Annotated in this window: 25 protein-coding genes; 5 read left to right on the top strand and 20 right to left on the bottom strand. The window is 70.0% G+C overall.

Going from position 1 to position 24,216, the window contains the following annotated elements:
* Positions 1–31: 31 nt before the first annotated feature.
* On the bottom strand, positions 32–1,420 hold the full coding sequence (locus tag ACFV9C_RS28490; RefSeq protein WP_380198430.1) for an MFS transporter: 1,389 nt from the start codon (positions 1,418–1,420) through the stop codon (positions 32–34).
* A gap of 205 nt (positions 1,421–1,625) precedes the next feature.
* A complete protein-coding gene (locus ACFV9C_RS28495; protein WP_380198432.1) occupies positions 1,626–2,333 on the bottom strand; it encodes a TetR/AcrR family transcriptional regulator in 708 nt (235 codons plus the stop codon).
* A gap of 102 nt (positions 2,334–2,435) precedes the next feature.
* Here ACFV9C_RS28495 and ACFV9C_RS28500 point away from each other — a divergent pair, with 102 nt between their 5' ends.
* Positions 2,436–3,878, top strand: a complete 1,443-nt coding sequence (locus tag ACFV9C_RS28500) for a DHA2 family efflux MFS transporter permease subunit (RefSeq protein WP_380198434.1) — start codon at positions 2,436–2,438, stop codon at positions 3,876–3,878.
* Here the strand turns inward: ACFV9C_RS28500 and ACFV9C_RS28505 are convergent.
* The 6 genes from ACFV9C_RS28505 to ACFV9C_RS28530 all read right to left on the bottom strand — a co-directional run bounded on the left by ACFV9C_RS28505 (position 3,865) and on the right by ACFV9C_RS28530 (position 9,325).
* Positions 3,865–4,836: a glycine betaine ABC transporter substrate-binding protein gene (locus ACFV9C_RS28505; RefSeq protein ID WP_380198436.1), complete on the bottom strand. Its 972-nt coding sequence runs from the start codon at positions 4,834–4,836 to the stop codon at positions 3,865–3,867. The genes ACFV9C_RS28500 and ACFV9C_RS28505 overlap by 14 nt on opposite strands.
* Positions 4,833–5,654 carry an ABC transporter permease gene (locus tag ACFV9C_RS28510; RefSeq protein ID WP_380198438.1) on the bottom strand — a complete coding sequence of 274 codons (822 nt, stop codon included), beginning with the start codon at positions 5,652–5,654 and terminating at the stop codon, positions 4,833–4,835. Before ACFV9C_RS28510 ends, ACFV9C_RS28505 begins: the two co-directional genes overlap by 4 nt.
* Entirely contained in the window at positions 5,651–6,817 is a 1,167-nt protein-coding gene (locus ACFV9C_RS28515; protein ID WP_380198441.1) for an ABC transporter ATP-binding protein, read from the bottom strand. Before ACFV9C_RS28515 ends, ACFV9C_RS28510 begins: the two co-directional genes overlap by 4 nt.
* Positions 6,810–7,418 (bottom strand): ABC transporter permease, encoded by a 609-nt coding sequence (locus tag ACFV9C_RS28520; protein ID WP_380198443.1) that lies wholly within the window; start codon positions 7,416–7,418, stop codon positions 6,810–6,812. The genes ACFV9C_RS28515 and ACFV9C_RS28520 overlap by 8 nt, the downstream gene beginning before the upstream one ends.
* A 152-nt stretch (positions 7,419–7,570) precedes the next feature.
* Positions 7,571–7,927, bottom strand: a complete 357-nt coding sequence (locus tag ACFV9C_RS28525; RefSeq protein WP_380198445.1) for a HesB/IscA family protein — start codon at positions 7,925–7,927, stop codon at positions 7,571–7,573.
* A 171-nt stretch (positions 7,928–8,098) separates the two neighbouring features.
* Positions 8,099–9,325, bottom strand: coding sequence for a glycerate kinase (locus ACFV9C_RS28530; protein ID WP_380198447.1), 1,227 nt, complete (start codon positions 9,323–9,325; stop codon positions 8,099–8,101).
* Between the two features lie 169 nt (positions 9,326–9,494).
* Here ACFV9C_RS28530 and ACFV9C_RS28535 point away from each other — a divergent pair, with 169 nt between their 5' ends.
* From ACFV9C_RS28535 to ACFV9C_RS28545, 3 genes are read left to right on the top strand one after another with little or no spacing between them, the layout of a single operon-like run.
* Positions 9,495–9,890: a VOC family protein gene (locus tag ACFV9C_RS28535; RefSeq protein ID WP_380198449.1), complete on the top strand. Its 396-nt coding sequence runs from the start codon at positions 9,495–9,497 to the stop codon at positions 9,888–9,890.
* Positions 9,890–10,540, top strand: coding sequence for a deoxyribonuclease V (gene nfi / locus ACFV9C_RS28540; protein WP_380198451.1), 651 nt, complete (start codon positions 9,890–9,892; stop codon positions 10,538–10,540). Before ACFV9C_RS28535 ends, nfi begins: the two co-directional genes overlap by 1 nt.
* Positions 10,533–11,027, top strand: coding sequence for an NUDIX domain-containing protein (locus ACFV9C_RS28545; RefSeq protein ID WP_380198453.1), 495 nt, complete (start codon positions 10,533–10,535; stop codon positions 11,025–11,027). Before nfi ends, ACFV9C_RS28545 begins: the two co-directional genes overlap by 8 nt.
* A 3-nt stretch (positions 11,028–11,030) precedes the next feature.
* Here the strand turns inward: ACFV9C_RS28545 and ACFV9C_RS28550 are convergent, their stop codons facing one another.
* The 8 genes from ACFV9C_RS28550 to ACFV9C_RS28585 all read right to left on the bottom strand — a co-directional run bounded on the left by ACFV9C_RS28550 (position 11,031) and on the right by ACFV9C_RS28585 (position 19,297).
* The gene (locus ACFV9C_RS28550; protein ID WP_380198455.1) at positions 11,031–11,675 is read right to left on the bottom strand and encodes an SRPBCC family protein; all 645 of its coding nucleotides are present in this window, start codon (positions 11,673–11,675) and stop codon (positions 11,031–11,033) included.
* Positions 11,672–12,526 (bottom strand): FAD binding domain-containing protein, encoded by an 855-nt coding sequence (locus tag ACFV9C_RS28555; RefSeq protein ID WP_380198457.1) that lies wholly within the window; start codon positions 12,524–12,526, stop codon positions 11,672–11,674. The genes ACFV9C_RS28550 and ACFV9C_RS28555 overlap by 4 nt, the downstream gene beginning before the upstream one ends.
* Entirely contained in the window at positions 12,523–14,907 is a 2,385-nt protein-coding gene (locus ACFV9C_RS28560) for a xanthine dehydrogenase family protein molybdopterin-binding subunit (RefSeq protein ID WP_380198459.1), read from the bottom strand. Before ACFV9C_RS28560 ends, ACFV9C_RS28555 begins: the two co-directional genes overlap by 4 nt.
* Positions 14,904–15,368: a (2Fe-2S)-binding protein gene (locus ACFV9C_RS28565; protein WP_380198461.1), complete on the bottom strand. Its 465-nt coding sequence runs from the start codon at positions 15,366–15,368 to the stop codon at positions 14,904–14,906. The genes ACFV9C_RS28560 and ACFV9C_RS28565 overlap by 4 nt, the downstream gene beginning before the upstream one ends.
* 71 nt (positions 15,369–15,439) lie before the next feature.
* Entirely contained in the window at positions 15,440–16,555 is a 1,116-nt protein-coding gene (locus ACFV9C_RS28570) for an XdhC family protein (RefSeq protein ID WP_380198463.1), read from the bottom strand.
* On the bottom strand, positions 16,548–17,639 hold the full coding sequence (locus ACFV9C_RS28575) for a VWA domain-containing protein (protein WP_380198465.1): 1,092 nt from the start codon (positions 17,637–17,639) through the stop codon (positions 16,548–16,550). The genes ACFV9C_RS28570 and ACFV9C_RS28575 overlap by 8 nt, the downstream gene beginning before the upstream one ends.
* Before the next feature lie 6 nt (positions 17,640–17,645).
* Positions 17,646–18,521 (bottom strand): AAA family ATPase, encoded by an 876-nt coding sequence (locus ACFV9C_RS28580; protein WP_380198467.1) that lies wholly within the window; start codon positions 18,519–18,521, stop codon positions 17,646–17,648.
* A 125-nt stretch (positions 18,522–18,646) separates the two neighbouring features.
* Positions 18,647–19,297, bottom strand: coding sequence for an NTP transferase domain-containing protein (locus ACFV9C_RS28585; protein WP_380198469.1), 651 nt, complete (start codon positions 19,295–19,297; stop codon positions 18,647–18,649).
* A gap of 66 nt (positions 19,298–19,363) precedes the next feature.
* On the opposite strand from ACFV9C_RS28585, the gene nadA reads away from it, so the two are divergent.
* A complete protein-coding gene (nadA, locus tag ACFV9C_RS28590) occupies positions 19,364–20,554 on the top strand; it encodes a quinolinate synthase NadA (RefSeq protein WP_380198471.1) in 1,191 nt (396 codons plus the stop codon).
* Between the two features lie 145 nt (positions 20,555–20,699).
* Here nadA and ACFV9C_RS28595 read toward each other — a convergent pair whose 3' ends face one another.
* The 4 genes from ACFV9C_RS28595 to ACFV9C_RS28610 all read right to left on the bottom strand — a co-directional run bounded on the left by ACFV9C_RS28595 (position 20,700) and on the right by ACFV9C_RS28610 (position 24,149).
* Positions 20,700–21,641 carry a type IV toxin-antitoxin system AbiEi family antitoxin domain-containing protein gene (locus ACFV9C_RS28595; protein ID WP_380198473.1) on the bottom strand — a complete coding sequence of 314 codons (942 nt, stop codon included), beginning with the start codon at positions 21,639–21,641 and terminating at the stop codon, positions 20,700–20,702.
* 182 nt (positions 21,642–21,823) lie between these two features.
* Positions 21,824–23,011 carry a glycosyltransferase gene (locus ACFV9C_RS28600; RefSeq protein WP_380198475.1) on the bottom strand — a complete coding sequence of 396 codons (1,188 nt, stop codon included), beginning with the start codon at positions 23,009–23,011 and terminating at the stop codon, positions 21,824–21,826.
* Positions 23,011–23,427, bottom strand: a complete 417-nt coding sequence (locus ACFV9C_RS28605; protein WP_380198477.1) for an adenylyltransferase/cytidyltransferase family protein — start codon at positions 23,425–23,427, stop codon at positions 23,011–23,013. The genes ACFV9C_RS28600 and ACFV9C_RS28605 overlap by 1 nt, the downstream gene beginning before the upstream one ends.
* Positions 23,424–24,149, bottom strand: a complete 726-nt coding sequence (locus ACFV9C_RS28610; RefSeq protein ID WP_380198479.1) for a CDP-alcohol phosphatidyltransferase family protein — start codon at positions 24,147–24,149, stop codon at positions 23,424–23,426. The genes ACFV9C_RS28605 and ACFV9C_RS28610 overlap by 4 nt, the downstream gene beginning before the upstream one ends.
* Between the last annotated feature and the right edge of the window lie 67 nt (positions 24,150–24,216).

Below are 24,216 nucleotides of genomic sequence, written 5' to 3' on the forward strand. Positions count from 1 at the left end.
ATTGTTTCCGGAGAGGCGGACCCTTGCGTGGTCAGGCCTTCGCGTGGGCCGGTTCCAGGGCGACCGGCGGCGGGGCGTCCTCGGTGCCCGGGATCTCGGTGCCGTTGATCGGGCACCGCGACGTCTCCGGCACCTTCGCCAGTGCGAGCGCACCGATCACGCAGGCCGCCATCATGTAGTACGCCGGGACCAGCGAGTCGCCGGTCTTCGCGGTCAGCCAGTCGTTGACCGCGGGCGCCGTACCGCCGAACAGCGACGTCGACACGTTGTACGCGATCGCGAACCCGGCGTACCGGACATGTGTCGGGAACATCGCCGGGAACGTCGCGGAGATGGTCGCGAGCTGCGGCACGTACAGCAGGCCGAGCACCGCGAAGCCGACGATCGCGCCGGCCAGGTTCGTGCTCATCAGCAGGAACATCGGTACGCCGAACACGAACAGCCCGGCCAATGACGCCCACCACAACGGTTTTCGCCCGATCCGGTCCGACGCACGGCCCGCGAACGGCACGAACACCATCATCGCGAGCATGCCGATGATAGGTACGACCAACGACTTGTCCGCGCTCAGGCCGATCTGTTTCTCCAGGTACGTCGGCATGTAGGTGAGCAGCGTGTAGTTCACCACGTTCAGCGCGATCACCATGCCGCCGAGGCGCAGGATCGGCTGCCAGTAGCCGGACAGCAGGTCCTTGAACTGGGTCGCGGTCTGCTCTTCCTTCTGGCCTTTCGCCTCGAGCTCACGGAAGACCGGCGTGTCCTCGAGCCGCGACCGCAGGTAGACGCCGACCAGGCCGAGCGGCGCGGCCACCAGGAACGGCAGTCGCCAGCCCCAGGCGTGCATCTGCTCGTCGCCGAGCACCAGCGAGAAGCCCAGCATCAGCAGGGCACCGAGCGAGAACCCGGACAGCGTGCCGAACTCCAGGAAGCTGCCGAGGAACCCGCGCTTGCGGCTCGGCGCGTACTCCGCCATGAAGGTTGCCGCACCGCCGTACTCGCCGCCGGTCGAGAAGCCCTGCACCATCCGCAGCAGCACCAGCAGCACCGGTGCCCAGTAGCCGATCGTGTGGAACGACGGCACGAGTCCGGCGAACAGGGTCGCGCCGGACATCATCAGGATCGTGATCGCCAGCACGTGTTTGCGGCCGAGCCGGTCGCCGAGCGGACCCCAGACCAGGCCGCCGAGCGGGCGGACCAGGAACGAGACGGCGAACGTCATCAGCGCCAGCAGCGTCTGGCTCTGGGTGTCGCCGGGGAAGATCGCGGCCGAGATGTACGTCACGCCGTAGGCGTAGATGCCGTAGTCGAACCACTCCGTGGCATTGCCGATCGCCGAGGCGGCGATCGCCTTCTTCAGTACATCGGGAGGCTGCTCCTGTTCGGTCGGCGGAACCACTGGCGGCGGGGTGTCGGCGTCCACGATCTCCTCCTGTCGTCATACGGCCCCACCCGAGTGCCCACCCCACACGCAATCCACACGCCTCACGTGAGGTGAAGTCGTAGTTTTGTTGACAATCCGAATGTTAACCATGTGCATTCGTGAACCACAAGGACTTGAACCCACAGGCAGCAGCCCCGCCCACCGGCCTGCTCAGGCGGCGGACGGGGCTGCGATTCGGGTTGGATCATGGCTGGGCGAGGGCGGCGAGGCCGGCCGTGATGACCGAGATGCCGAACTCGAACCGCTCGTCGCCGGAGGCACCGGACGTCAGCGGACCGGCGAGCGCGACGATCAGCGGGAAGCGATCGACCGGCTGCCCCGCGAGGTAGGTGCGCAGACCCTCGACGAAGGCTTCGACGTCGTCGAGGGTCCAGTCGGAGGCGCTTTGCACGGTCTCCTCGAACGCGACCGCCGTGACATACAAGGGAATCAGGTCGACCGCCCAGGCCGCGGCCTGGTCCGGGAGATTGCCGGCCTTGAGCAGGGTGAGCATGCGTTCGGTGGTCTGCAGGGCGCGCTCCCCCGTCGGTACGGCGCCGATTGCGGCACGGGCGACACCCGGATTCGCGCGCATCGCGGCGAGCATCGCCCGCATCAGGTCCTTGAGCTGCTCCTGCCAGCGCGCCGGGTCGACCGGCTCGTCGAACGACAGCTCGGCGTTCGCCCGTTCCACCAGGAGCTGGTCGAGCTCCCGCTTGTTCGCGACGTGGGCGTAGAGCGAGGCCGGGCCGGTCCGCAGCTCCTGGGCGACCTTGCGCATCGAGACGCCGTCGTACCCCTCCTTGCGCAGCAGCTCCAGCGCGGCGTCGACGATCCGGTCCCGGGTGAGCGGCGCCTTGCGCTCGCGAGCCGGCTTCGCGGGGGTGATCGGCTGCCACGGAGAGTGCGTCATGGGACCACTGTAGCGAACACCGTACTTGACGCGAACACCGTTCGCGAATAGAACAGTGTTCGTCAACGAACAGCGTTCGAATCAGATCTCGAGGGGGCACCGATGAGCACCACACTTCAGCACTCAGCAGAACCGGCAGGCGGAGGCACCGTCTTCCGCTGGCGGTGGATCGTGCTGGCGACGATCCTGATCGCGGAGATCATGGACCTCGTCGACGCCACGATCGTCAACATCGCGGCCCCGTCGATCCGCGCCGAGCTGGGCGGTTCCGAGTCGGCGATGCAGTGGATGCTGGCCGGCTACACGCTCGCGTTCGCGATCGGGCTGATCACGTTCGGCCGGCTCGGCGACCTGGTCGGGCGGCGGCGGTTGTTCGTGATCGGGGCAGTCGGGTTCACGGTCGCGTCCGCGGTCTGCGGGCTGGCCGGCAGCCCTGAGGTGCTGATCGGCAGCCGGTTCGCGCAGGGTCTGCTCGGCGCGGTGATGATCCCGCAGGGCTTCGCGATCCTGAAGTCGATCTTCCCGGCCGACGAGCTCGGCAAGGCATTCGCGATGTTCGGCCCGGTGATGGGGCTGTCCGCGGTCGCCGGCCCGATCCTCGCCGGCCTGCTGATCGACGCGAACTGGTTCGGCGCCGGCTGGCGGACGATCTTCTTCATCAACGTCCCGATCGGCGTCGCGGCCCTGATCGGCGCGCTGCGGTTCATGCCCGAGGTCAAGACACCCGGAGCGGCCCGCCTCGACACAGCCGGCGTACTGCTGGTCAGCCTGGCGTCCGGGATGCTGATCTACCCGCTCGTCCAGGGCCGCGAACTCGGCTGGCCATTGTGGACAATCCTCTTGTTGACAGGTTCGCTCGTGGTCTTCGCGCTCTTCGCCCACCGCGAGCGCCGGTCCGGCGACCCGGTCATCGACCCGTCGCTGTTCCGGAACCGCGGGTACGTCGCCGGCCTCGGCGTGATCACCACGTTCTTCCTCGCGATGAACGGCTTCCTGCTGGTGTTCAACCTGTTCACCCAGCTCGGCCTGCACTACAGCCCGCTGAAGGCCGGGCTCGCGATGGTGCCGTTCTCGCTCGGCATCGCGATCGGCGCCCCGCTCTCGGCCGCACTCCTCGCCCCGAAGCTCGGCCGCAAGGCACTCCAGCTCGGCGTCGCGCTGATGACGGTCGCGATGGGCGGGGTCTGGTTCACCCTGCACACGTACGGCGACGCGACCACCGTCTGGAACCTGGTCCCGGCGACACTGGCCACCGGGATCGGCGCCGGGATGGTGTTCGCGCCGCTGTTCGACATCATCCTGGCGTCCGTCGACGACCAGGCCGCGGGGTCGGCGTCCGGCGTACTGACCGCGATGCAGCAGTACGGCGGGACGATCGGCGTCGCCGTGATCGGCACGATCTTCTTCCAGCTGTTGCCGGCCCGCGCGTTCCTGGGCGCAACCAAGACCTCGGTCCTGGTCGCGATCGGGTTGTTCGTCGTCAGCCTCGCGGTGACGTACCTACTTCCCAAGCAGGCAAGGGAGAACGCCGTCAGTCACGGCTGACGAAGCCTTCCTTGACCAGCCAGTCCATGGCGACGTCGGCGGGCTCGCGCCCCTCGACGTCGACCTGGGCGTTCAGGTCGATCAGCACCGGGTCGGTCAGCTTGTCCGACACCGGCTGGAGCAGGTCCCGCAGCTGCGGGTACTTGTCCAGCACCTTCTTGCTGATCACCGGCGCCACGTTGTACGCCGGGAAATACTTCTTGTCGTCCTGCAGCACGACCAGGTCGAGCGACTTGATCCGGCCGTCGGTGGTGAAGATCTCCCCGAACCGGCAGTCCCCGTGACTCGTCGCGGCGTACACCGCACCGGTGTCCAGGGTCCGGATGTTGTTCCGCGGTACGCCGCTGCCCAACGGGATCCCGTAGTGCTTCAGCATCGGCTCGAACCCGTCGTTCCGGTTCGCGAACTCGGACTCGACGCAGAACGTGCGGTCCTTCACCGGCAGCGACTGGACCTGCGACAGCTTGGTGATGTGCAACCGGTCCGACTCCTTGCGGGTCATCGCGAAGCCGTAGCTGTTGTTCATCGGCGCGGGCTTCAGCCAGATCAGCCCGTACTTCTCCGCGTCCTCCTTCGCGACCGCGTCGTACTGCTCCTGCTTGTCCGGGATGCCGGTGTCGTGGCCGAGGTACGAGATCCACGCCGTACCGGTGTACTCCCAGGCCATCTGGATCTGGCCCTGGATCATCGCCTGCCGGGACGTGTCGCTGCCGGGCATGTTGGTCAGGTCCTTGACGTGCGCACCGGCCGCGCCGAGCAGGATCGCGGCGATCTTGCCGAGGATCAGCTGTTCCTGGAAGCTCTTCGACCCGATCCCGATCGTCAGGCCGTCGAGGCTCTTCACCGAGCGCAGCTCGCCCTTCAGCGTCCCGGACGGTACGAAACCGCCGCTGGTGCCGAGGCCGCAGCCGGACAGTACGAGAAGAAGGGCGGACGCCGCCGCCACCAGCCGCTTCATCCGAGCCCTCTCGGTCGGGTCACTTCTTCCAGGACACGGCCCGCCCAGTCGATCAGCAGGGCGAGCGCCCCGACCAGCAGCGCGCCGCTGATCAGGACCGGGTACCGCAGCAGCCGGATGCCGGTGGTGATCAGGCTGCCCAGTCCCCCGGCGTCGATGAACGTCGCGAGGGTCGCCGTACCGACGACCAGCACGAGCGCGGTCCGGATGCCGGCCATGATCACCGGTACGGCGAGCGGCAGCTCGATCCGGCCGAGGACCGCGAGCGTCGACATCCCCATCCCCCGCCCGGCCTCGACGAGGGTACGGTCGACGCCTTGCAGGCCGACGATCGTGTTCCGCAGTACCGGCAGGATCGCGTACAGGCAGAGCGCCACGATCGCGGTCCAGAAGCCGAACCCGAGCCAGATCGCGAGCAGCACGATCAGCCCGATCACGGGCGCGGCCTGCCCGGCGTTCGCCACCGCGACGACGAGCGGCGCGGCCCGGCGGGACCGCGGCCGGGTCAGCATGATCCCGAGCGGTACGGCGATCAGCAGCACGATGACGGTCGCGACCGCGGTCAGTTTCAGGTGTTCGAGGGTCAGCTGCCCGACGAGCTTCCACTCCAGCTGCCGCTGCTCGATCGAGTCGAGCTCGGCCCGCGAACGCCAGATCGCCCAGGCGCCGATCACGATCGCGACGAACAGCGGCTGCCCGATCAGCGTGCCCCATGACGGGCGCCGGGACCGGCTGGTCGCCAGCCCGGCCGCGGTCGCCTTCGCATCGGCGAGGTTCTCCTGCTGCTGCAGATCAGGTCCCGGATCAAGTGCGGTCATTGTGCGACCTCCGCCTCCGGCTGCCCGTTGCCGTCCTGGATCCGGGCCAGCACGGACTGGAAGTCGACGACGCCGAGGTACTCGTCGCGCCGGCCGGTGACGACCGCGCTGCCGTGGCTCGACATCAGCATCGTGTCGAGCGCGTCGTTCAGCGTCGCGCGCCGGTCGATCGTGACCAGGTCGGTGTCCTCGTGCGGCGCCGGCACACTGTCGACGTCCGACAGGTCGCTGGTCCACATCCAGTCGACCGGGCGCCGGCGGCGGTCCAGGACGACGACCGAGTCGTCGCCCGCCTCCTTCGCGGCCCGCAATACGTCGGACGCCGGGTCGCCGATCTCCGCGACCGTCGGCTGGTTCAGCTCGATCTCACTCACCCGGCTCAGCGTGAGCTGTTTCAGCGCCGCCCCCGCGCCGACGAAGTCCGCGACGAACCGGTTCGCAGGGTTCGCCAGGATCGCCTCCGGGGTGTCGTACTGCGCGATGTTCGCGCCCTCGGTGAGGATCAGGATCCGGTCGCCGAGCTTCACCGCCTCGTCGAAGTCGTGGGTCACACAAACGATCGTCTTGCGCAGCTCCTCCTGGATGCTGAGCAGTTCGTCCTGCAGCCGCTGCCGGGTGATCGGGTCGACCGCGCCGAACGGCTCGTCCATCAGGATCACCGGCGGATCGGCGGCCAGCCCGCGGGCCACGCCGACCCGCTGCTGCTGCCCGCCGGACAGCTCCCGCGGGTAGCGGCCCCGGTACCGGTCCGGGTCCAGGCCGACGAGTTCGAGCAGTTCGTCGACGCGTTCCGCTGTACGGCGCTTGTCCCAGCCGAGCAGGCCCGGGACCAGCGCGATGTTCTGCGTGACGGTCATGTGCGGGAACAGGCTGCCGCCCTGGATCACGTACCCGATCCGGCGCCGCAGGTCGTCGTCGTCCTGCGTGCCGACGTCCTCGCCGCCGATCCGGATGCTGCCGGAGGTCGGCTCGATCAGCCGGTTGATCATCTTCAGCGAGGTGGTCTTGCCGCAGCCGGACGGGCCGACGAACATCACGATCTCGCCGGCCGGGATGTGCAGCGACAGCCCCTCGACGGCGGGCTTCTTCTGACCCGGGTACCGCTTGACGACATCGGTCAACTCGATGTCGACGCCGCTGACTTCAGGTTCGGTTTCAGGCACGGATACCCCTCGAGGTGGTCAGGCGGCCGACGAGCAGCAGCATGGCGTCCAGGATCAGAGCGAGCAGGACAACGCCGATCGTGCCGACCAGCGCGGAGTTCAGCGCGTTCGCGCCACCGATCTGGGTCAGACCGGTGAAGATGAAACTGCCCAGGCCGGGGCCGAGCACGTACGCCGCGATCGCCGCGATCCCCATCGACATCTGGGCCGAGACCCGGACGCCGGCCAGGATCACCGGCCAGGCCAGCGGGATCTCGATCCGGAGCAGGGTCCGGATCGCGCCCATGCCCATCCCGCGCGCGGACTCGATCAGCGTCGAGTCGACGCCGGCCAGACCGACGACGGCGTTCCGCAGGATCGGCAGGCAGGCGTAGAACGTGACCGCGATCACCGAGGTCGCCGTCCCGATGCCGGCCACCGGGATCATCAGCCCGAGCAGCGCGAACGACGGGATCGTCAGGCCGACAGCGCTGATCGCGCCGGCCAGCGCCGCGACCCGCGGATTGCGGTGCACGACGACCGCCAGGCCGACCGCGATCACGGTGGCCAGCAGTACGCACTGGATGACCAGGCTCAGGTGCTGGTAGCTCTGATAGAGCAATTGTGAATGACGCTCAGTTATGTAGTCCCACACGCGGCCCCCGGTACCCAACAAGCGTTGGCTTACACATCGGCACGGTCGCTACCGAAGTCCGGGCATGGCAAAACCCCTGGTCACGCCGTTGGCCACCAGGGGTTCTGGGCCTACTCAGATCAGTTGAACGAGTCGCCGCAGGCGCAGGAGCCGGTCGCGTTCGGGTTGTCGATCGTGAAGCCCTGCTTCTCGATCGTGTCCACGAAGTCGATCGACGCACCCTTCAGGTACGGCGCGCTCATCCGGTCCGTGACGACGCTCACACCGCCGAAGTCGGCCACCACGTCACCGTCGAGCTGCCGCTCGTCGAAGAACAGCTGGTACCGCAGCCCGGAGCAACCACCCGGCTGCACGGCGACCCGCAGCGCGAGGTCGTCACGGCCTTCCTGGTCGAGCAGCGCCTTCACCTTCGAGGCGGCTCCGTCGGTGAGGAGCACACCCGTCGCTGCGGCCTGCTCGGTCTGCGCTTCAGTCATCCCTGACTCCAGTCATCTGCTCAAGTGCCTACGCACGAACTCCGTCGGCACGGAAGTCTCTTGTCAACACAGGACAACAGCCGCCGTCCTGCGCTCATTCCCATGGTCGCACACCAATTTCACGGATCAACCATCCTGGTCGGAGACTGATCTCTCCCTCGTGACGCAGGGTCAGCGGGCCCAGGTCCGGGCGACCCGTTCGGCGACCGTCGCGAGCGAACCGTGCGGATCGGCGAAGGCCTGCTCCTCACCCACCGTGTCGACCAGCGCGTACGCCGACTCGACCCCCATCGAGCGCATCTCGCGGGACCCGATCAGCACCTTTCCGGCCAGTACGACGCAGGGGCGCATCGCGTCGTTCGCGATCTTCGCCACCCCGGCGATCACCTTGCCGTCGCGGGACTGGAAGTCGAACGCGCCCTCGCCGCTGATCACCAGGTCGACCTGCGACGCCTTGCGCTTCAGCCCGGTCAGCTCGGCGACCAGGTCGATCCCGGAGACACGCTCGGCGCCGAGGAGCAGCAGCGCGTACCCGAGCCCGCCCGCGGCTCCGGCGCCCTTCTTGTCCGCTGTCTTCCGGTCGGTCAGCTCGGCGAAATGCGTGAGCCAGCCGTCGACCTCCGGCTTCCGCTCGTCCGAGATCCCCTTCTGGGTGCCGAACACGTTGGTCGCGCCGCGCAGCCCGAGCATCGGATTCTCGACATCACTGGCCGCGACGAACTCGATCCCCTCGACCCGCGCGCGAGCTGCCGACAGGTCGACACCTGTCAGCCCGGCAAGCCCGGCCGCTCCAGCATCCAGCCGCCCCGATCCACCGGCCGCACCCACACCCGGCTCACCCGACTCGGCGTTCGCCCCGGCATCCTGCTCCCCCGGCTCGGCGTTCGCCGCCACGTCCGGCTCATCCGACTCGGCGTTCGACCCCGCAGCCTGCTCACCCGGCTGGGCGGTTGCGCCGAGGGCGGCGAGGAGGCCGGCGCCCGCGTCGTTCGTACCGGAGCCGCCGAGGCCGAGGATGATCCGCTTCGCGCCGGCGTCGACCGCGGCCGTGATCAGCTGCCCGACGCCGTACGTGGTCGCGTCCTCGGGACGGCGCTCCTTCGGCGCCACCAGGTGCAGGCCGCACGCCTGCGCGGTCTCGACGTACGCCGTCTCCCCCGCGAGCAGCACCGTCGCCGGGGTCTCCTCGCCGAGCGGCCCGCGGACCGTGACGGACAGCAGCTTCCCGTCGACGACCGCCGACAGTACGTCGATGAACCCTGGGCCGCCGTCGGCCATCGGCGCCACCAGCACCTCGGCACCGGGGTCGCGCCGCCGCCAGCCCTCCTCGATCGCCGCCGCAGCCTCGACGGCCGTCAGCGTTCCCGCGAACTTGTCCGGCGCAATCAGAATCCGCATGCGCACATCCTCCCCCACGCCGCGCACGTCCCCGACGCCTGTCCAGGTGAAGAAGGACAGGACGTAGTCATATACGTACATCCCCTCGCCCGCCTGGGCCGGCCACGAATACGCCGCAACACCCGACTACCTCCTGTCGTTCTCCACGGATCACGGTTAGATCGTCGGCATGAAGTCGATCCTGTTCGCCCTGCGGGTGAGCGACCTCGAGCCGTCGCTCGCGTTCTACGCCAAGGTCGGGTATGTGTCGCTCGGGAAGGTGCCGTTCGACGACGGGTCGAGCCTGGTCTGGCTGCGGCTCCCGGACGAGACGTCGGTGTCCCTCGAACTCGTCCATCGGCCTGCCGACGGCCCGGTGGAGGTGCGCGGTTTCGAGCACTTCGCGATCGAGGTCGAGTCGCTGACCGCTGCCGTGGACCGGTTGACGGCAGCCGGGCTGTCGCCTCGTGAGCCGGAGGTGCACGGGCCGGACGGACCGAAGACAGCGTGGCTCGTCGACCCGGACGGGTACCGGTTGGAGCTGGTCGAGTGGCCGCCGGGCGGCCCGCCGGCGCCGGACGCGTGATGGACTGGCCGACCACCGCGGCGGAGGCGATCGCCGTACAGGAGGAGCTGCGCGGGCGGGTCGAGGTCGCGGACGTCGGCGAGCCGGCGCGGTACGTCGCCGGGTTGGACGTGGCGTACGACGGGGATCGCCTGGCGGCCGCGGTCGTGGTGGTGGACGCGGCGACGCTCGTGGAGGTCGATCGTGCGGTGGTGCTTGGTGAGACGGCCTTTCCTTATATACCGGGGCTGTTCGCGTTTCGTGAGGTGCCGGGGTTGCTGACCGCGTTGGAGAAGCTGAAGGTTCGGCCGGGGCTGCTGGTATGTGACGGGCAAGGGTTCGCGCATCCGCGACGGTTCGGGCTGGCTTGTCATCTCGGGGTGCTGACCGGGATCCCCGCGATCGGGGTGGCGAAGACGACGTTCGTCGGGCGGCATTCGGAGCTCGCGCGTACGCGCGGCGCGACGGCCGAACTGGTGGACGGGGACGAGGTGGTCGGCGAGGCGGTGCGCACGCAGGACGGAGTGAAGCCGGTGTACGTGTCGATCGGACATCGCGTGACGCTGCCGACGGCGGTGGCGCAGGTACTGCGGCTCACCCCGACGTACCGCCTGCCGGAAACAACGCGGCTAGCGGATCGAGCGTGCCGAGAGGGGTTGCGCGATGGATGACGCTCGGGTGCCGGGGTACACACGGCACGAGTACGGCGAACGGATCGGGGCGACCGCGCGGTTGCGGGTCGGGGCGGCTGCGGCGGTGATGGACGGTCAGAGGCTGTTGCTGACGCGGCGTACGGACAACGACGAGTGGTGTCTGCCGGGTGGCGCGATCGAGCCGGGCGAGCGTCCGGCGGAGGCGGCCGAGCGGGAGACGTTCGAGGAGACCGGGCTGGAGGTACGCGTGACCGGGCTGGTCGGCGTGTACTCGAACCCGGACGTGGTCGTGGTCTATCCGGACGGCAACCGGGTTCAGATCGTCGGGATGGTGTTCCGCGCCGAGGCCGTCAGCGGTACGGCGGGGACGTCGGCGGAGGTGAGCGAGAGTCGCTGGTGCACGCCGGCCGAAGCCGGCGAGCTGACAGTGATCGCCGGACACCTCCCGCTGCTACCGGCGGTGTTCGCCGGCGAACTGTACTTCGACCGACCGGATCGCGCCTGACTGTCAGTGGCGGAGGAGGCGGCGGATGAGGAGGGCGAGGGTGGCTCCGATCAGGTAGGGGGCTGCGCGTTTGGCGAGCATGGGGAGGACGGTGCCGGCCAGGTCGAGTGTCATCGGTTCTGTCTCGGCCGTTGGCTCTTGTGAGGTGGTGCCGGCGGCTTCCTCGTGTGTGGTGGGAGGCGTGTCCTCGGCTACTTCTCCCTCGTCTGCTTGGAGTTTGGTCTGCAGGCAGGTGGTGAATTGGTCGAGGAGTTTGTTGGAGACGTCCTGGATGAGGCCGCGGCCGAACTGGGCGGGGCGGCCGGTGATGGTGAGGTCGGTGTCGACCGTGACCTCGGTGGAGATGCCGGACGCGGTGAGGTGGGCGGTGACGCGGGCGGCGGCGGTGCCGTTGCCGCGGCGGTCCTTGCCCTTGGCCTCGATGACGGCGCGGTGGGCGGACTCGTCGCGTTCGACGAACGTGCCGGTGCCGGTGTACTGCAGCGACACCGGCCCGAGCTTCACCTTGCACGCGCCGGTGAAGTCGTCGCCTTCGTACGCCGTCAGGGTGGCGCCTGGAAAACACGGCACCACCCGTTCGAGGTCGTTGAACGCGGCCCACGTCTCGTCCACGGGTGCCGGTACGACGAACTTGTGCTCGAGCTTCACGCCGTACCTGCCGCCGCCAGGACCGCGCGCCGGGTGAGTACCGTCGCGAGGTGCCGGCGATAGTCCGCGTCGCCGTTGCTGTCACTCACCGGCGACGTACCGTCCGCGGCCCGCGAAGCCGCTTCCCGTACGGCGTCAACCGTCGCCGGCTGACCCACCAGCGCCGCCTCGACCGCGGTCGCCCGTACCGGCGTCGAGCCCATGTTGCCGAGCCCGACCCGCGCCTCCGCGATCCGGTCGCCGTCCAGCCGGACCGCCGCGGCGACCGACACGATCGACCAGCCCTGCGCGACCCGGTTGAACTTCTCGTAGTGCGCGCCCCACCCCGTGTACTTCGGCACCCGCACCTCGACCAGCAGCTCGTCCTCGGCGAGCGCCGTACTGAACACGCCCTGGAAGAACTCCGACGCCGGCACGGTACGCCGCCCGCCCGGGCCCGCGATCACGAACGACGCGTCCAGCGCCACCGCGACCGCCGGCAGATCGGCCGCCGGATCCGCGTGCGCCAGCGAGCCGCCGAACGTGCCGCGGTGCCGGATCTGCGGATCGCCGACCGTTGCCGTGGCCAACGAGATCAGCTGGGCGTGTTCGAGCACCAGCGGATCGGACTGCACCGTACTGTGCGGCGTCATCGCGCCGATCACCAGCGCGTCGCCGTCGTCCCGGATCCCGCGGAGATCGCCGACCTTCCCGATGTCGACGATCGTCTCGGGCGCCGCGAGCCGGAGCCGGAGCGCCGGCATCAGGCTCTGCCCGCCGGCCAGCACCTTCGCGTCGGAGTGCTCGCGCAGCAGCGCCAGCGTCTCGTCGATCGTCGTGGGCGCGTAGTAGTCGAACGCCGCCGGGATCATGAGTGCGCCCCTTCCTGGATCGCTGTCCAGACGCGGTACGGCGTACACGGCATCTGCACGTCCGTGACGCCGAGCGGCCGGAGCGCGTCGACCACCGCATTGACGACCGCCGGCGTGGACGCGATCGTGCCCGCCTCGCCGACGCCCTTCACGCCGAGCTGGTTCGTGGTCGCCGGCGTCTCGGTCCGCGCGGTCTCGAACGCGGGCAGATCAGGTGCCGCCGGCACCGTGTACTGGTCGAACGACCCGGTGACCAGCGTCCCGGCGTCGTCGTGCACCGCTTCCTCGTAGAGCGCCTGCGCGATCCCCTGCGCGAGGCCGCCGTGCACCTGGCCCTCGACGATCAACGGGTTCACCACCACGCCGACGTCGTCCACGCACACGTACGAGCGCAGCTTGGTCGCGCCGGTCTCGGTGTCGACCTCGACCGCACACAGGTGCGTGCCGTGCGGGAACGAGAAGTCCTCCGGGTCGAGCGTCGCGTCCGCGTCCAGCGACCCGTCGCCGGCGCCGTCCAGCTTGTGCCCCTGGAACACCGCGAAGGCCAGCTCCGCCATCGTCATCCCGGCGTCCGTCCCACGCACGCCGAACCGCCCGGCCGAGAACTCGAGGTCGTCGGCGTTCGCCTCCAGCAGCTGCGCCGCGATCGGCTTCGCCTTCTCGATCACCTTGTCCGCCGCGGCCAGGACGGCCATCCCGCCGACGGCCAGCGAGCGCGAGCCGTACGTGTCGAGCCCGCGGACGGCGACCTGCGTGTCACCGTGCAGTACTTCGACGTCCTCGAACGCCACGCCCAGCCGGTCCGCGACGAGCTGGCTCCACGCGGTCTCGTGGCCCTGCCCGTGCGGGCTGGTCCCGGTCACCACCTCGACCTTCCCGGTCGGCAGCATCCGGATCGCCGCGTGCTCCCAGCCGCCGCCGACGTACCCCATCGACCCGAGCCAGCGCGACGGCGCCAGCCCGCACATCTCGGTGAACGTCGACACGCCGATGCCGAGCTGCACCGGATCACCGGCTTCCCGCCGCCGACGCTGCTCGGCCCGGAGTTCGTCGTACCGGAAGAGCTCGCGCGCCTTCGCGGTCGCGGCCTCGTAGTTGCCGGAGTCGTACCGCAGCCCGGACACCGTCGAGAACGGGAACTCCTCGTGCTTGATCCAGTTCTTCTCGCGGATCTCGAGCGCGTCGACGCCGACCCGGGCGGCGAGCTCGTCCATCAGCCGTTCGATCGCGTACGTCGCCTCGGGCCGGCCGGCGCCGCGGTACGCGTCGGTCCACGTCTTGTTCGTGAACACGTTGGTGATGCCGAGGTGGTACGCCGGGAACTTGTAGATCCCGTTGTACATGAACGCGCCGAGCAGCGGGATCGCCGACGTGACCAGGCCGAGGTACGCGCCCATGTCGGCGGTCAGCTCGACCTTCAGCCCGGTGACCGTACCGTCGGCGGTCGCGGCGAGCGTCAGCTGCTGCCACTGGTCGCGGCCGTGGTGCGCGGCCATCAACGACTCGGACCTGCTCTCGGTGTACTTGCAGGGCTTTGCGGTACGCCGGGCCGCGATGACCGTGAGCACTTCCTCCGGCGTGAACTGGAGCTTGCCGCCGAAGCCGCCGCCGACGTCCGGCGCGATCACCCGGATCTTGCTCTCCGGGATGCCGAGCACCAGCGCGATGAAGATCTTCACGAAGTGCGGCACCTGCGTCGACGACCAGACCGTCAGCTGCTCGGTCGTCGGATCGACGACGATCGACCGCGGCTCCATGAACGCCGGGATCAGCCGCTGCTGCCGGTACTCCTGCTCGATCAGGATGCCGCCGTCGCGGGCGGCCGCGATCGCGGCCTCGACGTCGCCGCCGGTGCCGGACTCGGCCGAGTCGTACGACCAGACCGCGGACACGTTCGTCCCGAGGTCCGGATGTGCGAGCACCTCGTCGCGGGCCGCGGCCTTCAGCTCGAGCGCCGGTTCGAGTTCCTCGTAGTCGACGTCGACCAGGTCGGCGGCGTCGGCCGCCTCGGCGGCGGTGCGGGCGACCACCATCGCGACGATCTCGCCGGCGAACGCGACCCGGTCGACCGCCATCGACGGGTGCGGCGGGGCCTTCTGGTCGGGGACGACGGCCCACGCGTTCGGCAGGGCGCCTTGTTCTTCGGCGATGTCGGCGCCGGTGATCACGGCGACGACCCCGGACGCGCCCTTGGCGGCGCTGGTGTCGATCGAGGTGATCCGGGCGTGCGCGAACGGGCTGCGCACCATCGCGAGGTGCTGCATGCCGGGCAGCACGATGTTGTCGGTCCAGCGGGTCCGGCCGGTGATCAGCCGGGCGTCCTCCTTGCGGCGCCGCGCCTTACCCACCTCGGGTGCGGGCCGTTCCTCGGTGGCCGTCATTGCGCACCTCCGGCCGCGGCGCGGACCGCCTTCACGATGTTCTGGTAGCCGGTGCAACGGCAGAGGTTGCCTTCCAGGCCGAGCCGGATCTCGTCGTCGTCGGCATCCGGATTGCCGGCGATCAGGTCGATCGACTGCATGATCATCCCGGGTGTGCAGTACCCGCACTGCAGGGCGTGGTTCTCGTGGAAGGCCTGCTGCATCGGGTGCAGCTGGCCGTCGGTCGCGATCCCCTCGATCGTGGTGACCTCGTGCCCGTCGGCCTGCACCGCGAGCATCGAGCACGACTTCACGCTGCGGCCGTCCAGGTGGACCGTGCAGGCGCCGCAGTTGCTGGTGTCGCAACCGATCACGGTGCCCGTCTTTCCCAGTTGCTCGCGCAGGTAATGCACGAGCAGCGTGCGCGGCTCCACTTCGTCCGTGAAGCTGCTTCCGTCGACCTTCACCGTGATCCGGGTCATCGCCCCGCCTCCAGATGTCAGTACTCGCCGTACCTTCGATCCTGCTCCTGTTGTGTTCCCGCCCACAAGGTTCAGTGGTGGATCGGTCCCGCCGCCGCGGAAAGTCGTTGCCCGGCGCCACCCCAGCGTTGGGCGATGATCTCGGCGGCGATGCTCACCGCGGTCTCCTCGGGGGTGCGGGCGCCGAGGTCGAGGCCGATCGGGCTCGCCAGCCGGGCGACCTCGGACTCGCTCAAACCCGCCTCCCGCAAGCGTTTCAGCCGATCGTCGTGGGTACGCCGCGAGCCCATCGCGCCGATGTAGGCGACCTGCGGCAACCGCAGCGCGACCTCCAGCAGCGGTACGTCGAACTTCGGATCGTGCGTGAGTACGCAGATCACCGTGCGGTCGTCGATCCGGCCGGCCGCGGCCTCACCGGACAGGTATCGGTGCGGCCAGTCGACGATCACCTCGTCGGCAAAGGGGAAACGGGACGCGGTCGCGAACACCGCGCGCGCGTCGCACACCGTCACGCGATAACCGAGGAACGAACCAAGTCGCGCAACCGCAGCTGCGAAGTCGATCGCGCCGAACACCAGCAAACGCGGCACAGGCGCGTACGACGAGACGAAAACGCGCATCCCCTCACCACGCCGTTGCCCGTCCGGTCCGTACTCCAGCGTCTCGGTCCGCCCGTTCGCGAGCAGGCCGCGCGCGTCGTCGGCGATCGCATCGTCGACCCGGTCCGAGCCGGCACTCCCCAGCTGCCCGTCCGGCCGGACGATCAGCCGGCGGCCGATCCGGGCCGGGTCCGGGTGCGCCACCACGGTCGCCACCGCGACCGGCCGGCCCTCGGCGATGTCGGACGCCACGTCGGCCAGTTCCGGGAACGTCGTACGGTCGACCTTCTCGACGAACACGTCGAGGATCCCGCCGCAGGTCAGCCCGGCCGCGAACGCCGACTCGTCGCTGACGCCGTACCGCTGCAGCACCGGTTGGCCAGACTCCAGGATCTCCTCGCCGAGCTGGTACACCGCGCCCTCGACGCAGCCCCCGGACACGCTGCCGACCGCCTCCAGCCCAGGACCGACGAGCATCACCGCGCCGGGCGGCCGCGGCGCCGACTGGAACGTCGCGACAACGGTGCCGACGGCAACGGATTCGCCGGCCTGCCACCATGCCAGCAACCGATCGAGGACGTCACGCATCGGCCACCACCTCCAGAAGTTCCGCGAAGCTGGCCAGGCTGTGCCCGGCGACGAGATCGTCAAGATGCGGCAGGACGGCGACGATCCCGGCCTGCACCGGTTCGTACCCGCGTTTGCCGCGGTGCGGGTTGAGCCAGACCACCCGGTGCGCGAGGCTCGCCAGGCGTTCGAGTTGGGCGCCGAGGAGGGCGGCGTCGCCACGTTCCCAGCCGTCGCTGCAGACCACGACGACGGCGCGCCGCGCGGTACCGCGCTGGCCCCAGCGGTCGAGGAACACCTTCAGTACCTCGCCCAGCCGGGTCCCGCCCGACCAGTCGGGTACGACGTCCCCGGCGGCGCGCAGCGCGAACTCCGGGTCGCGGCGGCGGAGCGCCGGGGTGACGCGGGTCAATCGCGTACCGATGGTGAACACTTCGACGATCCGCGGCGCCTGCTGGACCATCGTGTGCGCGAGCCGGAGCAAGCTGTCGGCGTACGGGCGCATCGAGCCGGAGACGTCGATCAGTACGACGACGCGGCGCGGCCGGACGCCGCGGCGGCGGTAGTGGACGCGGGCCGGTTCGCCGACCTGGCGGAGCTGGGCGCGGAGCGTACGGCGCGGGTCGATCTCGCCGCGGTGCGACGGCCGCCGGCGGTTGGCCCGGCGCAGCGGGACCTGCGGGCGGAGGGTGCCGAAGAGCCGGGACAGTTCGGCGCGGTCGGCCGCCGACAGTTCGGCGACGTCGCGGTGGCGGAGGACTTCCGTCGTACTCGCGGACACGGTGAGGGTGTGGTCGCCGTTGTCGTCGCCGCCGTCCGCGGCGTCGAGGGCGGCCTGGACGGAGGATTGCGGCGTGCGGCTCGGGACAACGCCGCGCGTGCGGTCGCCGGCGAACCAGGCGGCGAAGACCTCGTCGTACCGGGCGGTGTCGTCGGGTCCGCTGCAGAGGGCGGCGCGGCCGGCCCAGTACACGTCCGCGGTCAGCGTGACGTCGAGGACCGCCACCGCCCGCAGGAACAGCTGCACCCGATCAGCCGTCACCGCCAGCCCAGCATGCCGGAGTGCGGTCGCGAACCCGGCAAGCGCAAGATCTGGCGCAGTCATCGGCGGTCAGCTCGCCAGCAGGCGGTCTAGGGAGTCGCGGACGCGGTCGGTGTCCTCGCGGTACTTGAGAACGGCGCCGAGCGTTGCCGCCGCGGTTTCCACGTCGAGTACGTCGGTGCCGAGTGCGTCGAGGGCGCGCGCCCAGTCGAGCGTCTCGGCGACCCCGGGCGGCTTCAGCAGGTCGAGGTCGCGCATCCGCTGCACCGAGCGGGTCACCTGCTCGGCGAGCCGCGCGGAGACCCCGGGCAGCCGGGTGCGGACGATCTCGATCTCGCGGGCCAGACCCGGGTGGTCGATCCAGTGGTACAGGCACCGGCGCTTGAGCGCGTCGTGCACCTCGCGCGTCCGGTTCGACGTCAGCACGACGATCGGGGGTACGTCGGCCGCGATCGTGCCGAGCTCCGGGATCGTCACCTCGTACGTCGACAGCACCTCGAGCAGGAACGCCTCGAACTCGTCGTCCGCACGGTCGATCTCGTCGACCAGCAGGACGGCGGGGCTCTCCCGGAGGGCCCGCAGTACCGGACGGGACAGCAGGAAGCGCTCGTCGAACAGGCTCTTCTCCACCTCCTCGACCGCCGCCTCGGAACTGGTCGCCTCGACCGTGCGCAGGTGCAGGATCTGCCGCGGGAAGTCCCAGTCGTACAGCGCCTGCGAGGCGTCGATGCCCTCGTAGCACTGCAGCCGGATCAGGTCGATCCCGAGCGCCTCGGCGAGCGCCTCCGCGAGGGCGGTCTTCCCGGTGCCGGGTTCGCCCTCGAGCAGCAGCGGGCGGTGCAGCGCGAGCGCGAGATAACCGACCGTGGCAAGGCCCTCACCGGCCAAGTACCCGGTCGCCCGCAAACACCCGGCAAGCTCCCCCGCCGAGCCGACGGCACGCATTCCTTCAGCATTCACCTACTTAGCCCCGCTGCCAACCCTGCCCACCAGCCACCTCCCCGGAAAGAATCCACCCCCAGCCGCCAAGAACGTTCCGGAAAACCGCGGGCGGCTGGTGGGTGGAGGGGTCAGTGGTGGCCGGGTGGGAGGTTGGCGGGGGTGTCGACGTCGGTGCCGTTGGCCACGTCACCGCACTCCACCTGGTCGGCGCGGTGCTCTCGGAGGTACGCCCGCGCGCCTTCGTCGCCGCGGGCCGACGCGATCACGCCGTCCCAGTGCGCCCGTCCGATCACGACCGGGTGCCCGGGCGCTCCGTCGTACGTCGCCCGTACCAGCGCGTCCATCCTGGCGCCGGACGTCACGTGTTCCACGGCGCCGGACGTCACGCGTTCCACGGCAGCGGACGTCACGCGTTCCACGGCGGCGACTGTCAGACCGGGCACATCCACCGGCAGCACGACCACCGCGGCCGCAGTCGAGCTGGTCAGCTGGGTGAGGCCGGCGCGGAGGGAAGCGCCCATGCCCTCGGGCCAGTCGGTCGCCTCGACGACCTCGACCGATTCGTCGGCGAGAGTGGCCCGCGCGCGGGAGGCCTCGGCGCCGACGACCACCACGACCGGGGCGCAGCCCGCCTGCGCCAGCAGCCTCGCCGTACGGACGACCCACGGAACGCCGGACGCGTCACGGACGAGCGCCTTCGGCGTACCCATCCGGCGGCCGGCGCCCGCGGCCAGGACCAAGCCGGCGACGGCGAGCGGCGGCGTACCGGCGTTGTTCACAGCAGCAGCGTACTGATTTCACAGTCTGGGCAGTGGCATCCACCACGCGCTGTCCGGCGTGGCACGATGTCTGCCGTGACAACGATCGCAGACGGCTCGAAGTCCCTTCCGTTGCTGTTCCTCGGGCAGAACACGGACCCGCACTCCGAGCGCGGCGTCGAGTGCCCGGGCGCGCTCCCGCCGGCCTCCGACCCGGACCTGGTGGAGCGGGCGCTGAAGGCGAAGGCGGCGCTCGGTGACCAGGTGTTCGTGCTCGGGCACCACTACCAGCGCGACGAGGTGATCCAGTTCGCGGACGTCACCGGTGACTCGTTCAAGCTGGCCCGGGACGCGGCGGCCCGGCCGGACGCGCCGTACATCGTGTTCTGCGGTGTACACTTCATGGCCGAGTCCGCCGACATCCTCACCAACGACGCGCAGACCGTGATCCTGCCGGACCTCGCGGCCGGGTGCTCGATGGCCGACATGGCCCGGATCCAGCAGGTCGAGGCGGCCTGGGACGCGCTCGCCGACGCGGGTGTCGCGGAGGTGACGGTGCCGGTCACGTACATGAACTCGAGCGCCGACATCAAGGCGTTCTGCGGCCGGCACGGCGGGGTCGTGTGTACGTCGAGCAACGCGGAGACCGCGCTGAACTGGGCGTTCGAGCAGGGCGAGAAGGTGCTGTTCCTGCCCGACCAGCACCTCGGCCGGAACACCGCCGTACTGCAGCTGGGCCTGTCGCTCGAGGACTGTGTCGTGTACGACCCGCACAAGCCGAACGGCGGGCTGACGAAGGAGCAGTTGGCCGCGGCGAAGATGATCCTGTGGCGCGGGCACTGCTCGGTGCACGGCCGCTTCACCGCCGAGTCGGTCGACGACGTCCGCTCCCGGGTCCCCGGCGTGAACGTGATCGTGCACCCCGAGTGCCGGCACGAGGTCGTCACGAAGGCCGACCAGGTCGGGTCGACGGAGTACATCATCCAGGCGCTGGAGTCGGCGGAGCCCGGTACGTCGTGGGCCGTCGGCACCGAGCTCAACCTGGTGCAGCGGCTCGCGAAGCAGCACATCGACAAGAACATCGTGTTCCTGGACAAGACGGTCTGCTACTGCGCCACGATGAACCGCATCGACCTCCCGCACTTCGTCTGGGCCCTGGAGAACCTGGTCGCCGGCCACGCCGTCAACCCGATCAAGGTCGACCCCGACACCGAGCACTACGCCAAGGTCGCCCTCAACCAGATGCTCGCCCTCCCCGGCAAGACCGCCAAGGACTGACCCCGCCCCGCAGCCCCCGACACGAACGGATATCCGCTCGTGTTGGGGGTTCTCTGTTGGTACTAGAGCGGAGAACCCCCAACCGCACGGGATAACCCCTCGTGTGCTGTGGCGGGGAAGAGCGGGTGGGCGGCTGGGGTGTGGTTCAGGCGGACCGGCGGAGGAGGGCTCGGTGGAGCGTGGCCGCCAGGGCGGGGCGGTTGTCGAAGTCGGACCAGGTGGTACGGACGACCTTGAGGCCGAGAGCGCGGAGACGGTCCTCGCGGTACTTCTCCCCCACGAGTACGTCGGGTGATCCGCCGCCGTACTTCACCGCGCCGTCGAATTCGATCACCGTCTCGTACGCCGGGAGGTGGAAGTCGACCCGCCCGACGAACCCGTGCCGATCGCGGAACCCCACCTGCAGCATCGGCTCCGGCAACCCGTACTCGGACATCAAGACCCGGAGCCGCGACTCGCCGACCGACTCCGACAGCCCGTTACCGAACCGGAGTGCTCTGCGCGCCGCCACCGATCCCGGCCAGAACTCGATCGCGCCGGTCAGACGCCGTACCTCGTCATCGCTCACGCGGCCCGCGCGCAGCGCCGCGTCGACACCCACCACGGCCACCTCGAACGACGCGGTACAGGCGGAGTCGACGGCAGCCCGCACCGCGGTGGTCACGGGCCGTCCGCCGACGGTCGTCAGGTCGTCCGCCGTCAGCCGACCCAGATGATGCTGTACGCCGGCGACGACGCCGCCGGACTGACCGTCCAGCCGGGTGACATGCACCTTGCTGAGGTCGAGGCCCCAGGTCGGCAGGCCGTGGAGGATCAGCGCCGACTGGTGGCTGACGGCAACCGACTCCGGGCGTAGCGCGTTCAGGACCGCGTGCACCTGGCGGAGATGTGTGCGGCGGAGGCGCTCCCACGACGGCAGCGCGCCGAGGTCCGCGGTCTCGGCGTACTGACCCCGCCGGATCTGCTCCCAGCGGCCGGTCTTCAGGCTGCGGACGATCTGCTCGTGGTGGAACCCGGCGTCAAGCGCCTGCCGGCGGCTGAAAACCCCGCCCTGCCGCGCCGCCATCACCCTAAGCCGTTCGTCCACCCGCCAAGCATCCACCACCCAACCGTTCCCCGAGCCCTGCAATTGCCGACCTGTGGACAACTCCCACCAGGGGATATCCCATGGTGTTGTTGCTTCTCCCCTCTAATACCGACGGAGAACCCGCAACACCAACGGATATCCCCCCTTGCCCGCGGCGGGTCGTCCGGCGGGGCGGGCGGGGGTTAGTCGGCGGCGACGCGGGCGGTCGAGTACCAGTCGGAGAGGAGTTCGGGGAGGCGGTCGGGGCCCCAGCGGTCGACCGGGGTGATGCGGCCAGTGAGGGTGGCGAGGCCGCGGGCGAGTTCGCCGACGACGTCGCCGCGCCACGGGACCGTGACGCCTTCCTCGGGGCCGACGATGACCGCGGGGCCGCCGCGGTCGACGCAGACGACGGGACAGCCGGACGCCAACGCCTCGGTGACGGCCCACCCGGCCGCTTCCCGGAACGCGGGCGCGAGCAGGGCGTCCGCGCGGAACATCGCGGCCAGCACCTCCTCGCGCGGCAGCGCGCCCATGAACTCGACCCGGTCGCGGACGCCCAGCTGCCAGGCGAGGCTCTCGGCGCGTCCCCAGTCGGGGCCGTCGCCGATGATCCGCAGCTCCCAGCCGGCCGCCTCCGGACGGGCAAGCGCACTGATCGCCAGCAGCACGCCCTTCCACGGGATCAACCGCCCCACGAACAGAGCGGTCTTCACATTCCGGCTGAACGGCTCGTACGGACCGGACGCGGTGAAGCGCCGGATCGCGACGTTCGGCTGGACCACGAGCTGTTGCGCGTACGGCGCGAACGCCTCCGCCACGTCGTTGTTCTGGGCAACCATCAGGTCCGCGGTCTGCGCCATCCGCCGACCGGTCAGGCGCCGCCGTACGCCGGTGTACGCCCGCCGTACCAGCTCCCCCACCACACCGCGCGGGCCGAGCCAGTGCGCCATCGACAGCGGCGCGGTCGTCGACCCGCCGACGGGACCCCAGATCACCTTCGCGGACGACTCCTCGACCACCCCGGCGCCCATCCAGTCCACCGCGAACGTCAGGTGGTGGATCACATCGAACGAGTGCAGCGCGTGCAGCTCCCGCGCCGTACGGCGAGCAAGCCCCTGCCACAGCGGGTAGTACCAGTACACGTCCGCGGGCCGCCTGCGCAGCCGGAGGATCCACCGGGGCATCTCCAGCGGGACGACGGTCAGCCCCGGCACCGGCCGGGCCGCGAGCTCCTCGTGGATCTCGTGCGCGAACTTGCCCCGCGTCAGCAGCCAGACGTCGTGGTCCCGCGCCGCGGCCTTCGCCCACGCCCACCCGGCGCCCGGCTCCGACCCGCCCGACGGCCGGCAGGCGTACGCGCTGAGCAGTACTTTCGGCCGGCCAGGCATCAGCTCATCCCCTCCAGGAGCCTGCGCAGATCGGTGCTGGAGGTGGAGGCGGTGTACGGGAAGTAGTGCACCTGTGCGCCGACCTCGCCCAGCAGTCTTTCCAGTCTGGTCCCCTTTTCGGTTCCCTTCCAGTCGTCTCCTTTGAACAGGATGTCGTACCGGAGCTGTTGCCACATCTCGAACTTGTCGCTGGACCAGTCGGAGACCACCTCGTCGACCAGGTCCAGCGCCCGGATCACGTCCATCCGTTCGCCGTGCGGGACGACCGGCGGGCGGCCCTTGATCCGGGTCACCACGTCGTCCTCGACGACGCCGGCGATCAGGTGGTCGCAGTGCTCGCGGGCGCGGCGCAGGATGTTCAGGTGGCCGATGTGGAACATGTCGTACACCCCGGGCGCGTAGCCGACGACCGTCATCCGGGCACCCCCAGAGCGGCCATCTCGCGGTACCACTTGCCGATCGCGGCGGCCAGGAAGACGACGTTCAGCAGCAGCAACGCGGCGTACAGCACGACGAACACCGAGGGTGCGCCGAAGGCGAGGAAGACCAGGCAGAGGACGCCGTAGTCGGTCGGTGCGATCAGCAACGACTTGACCACGGAATCGCCGCGCTCGTTGGGTTTCGCGGCCGCGCCGTGCCGGCGGCGGAGCTGGTCGATCAGGATCAGCCCGAAGAACAGCACCGACGACATGCACACGTACGCCAGCGGGACCAGCAGCACCAGATGATTGCTGAAGGCATCGAAGCGGTAGAACGAGATCAGTACGGCGCTGTGCAGCAGCACGATCTTGACCGCGTCGATCATGTGGTCGAGCCACTCCCCCAGCGGCGAGCCGCCGCCGCGCAGCCGGGCGAGCTGCCCGTCCGCGGAGTCCAGGCCGTACCCGAGCACCAGCAGCGCGGTCACCAGCAGGGCCAGCCACCACGAGGGACGGACGGTTGCCACCAGCACGATTCCGACCAGCGAGCAGAACCCGGACGCGAGGCTGACCTGGTTCGGCGTACGACCTGCCAGGTACGCCGCGGCCGCGAAGACCCGGCCGATCCGGCGGTTCACGAACCGCGAGTACGCCGGCGTACCGGCCGACGGCTTCTGCGCCTGGGACAGCCGCGCGACGGTGTCCTTCAGCCCGGTCATGGGGCCTCCCGGTCTGGACTGAGGAGCGCAGGGAGCGCAGCGACCGGAGCGACGAGGGAAGGCCGGG

The organism is Kribbella sp. NPDC059898 (genome assembly GCF_042730855.1).
Classification (GTDB): domain Bacteria; phylum Actinomycetota; class Actinomycetes; order Propionibacteriales; family Kribbellaceae; genus Kribbella.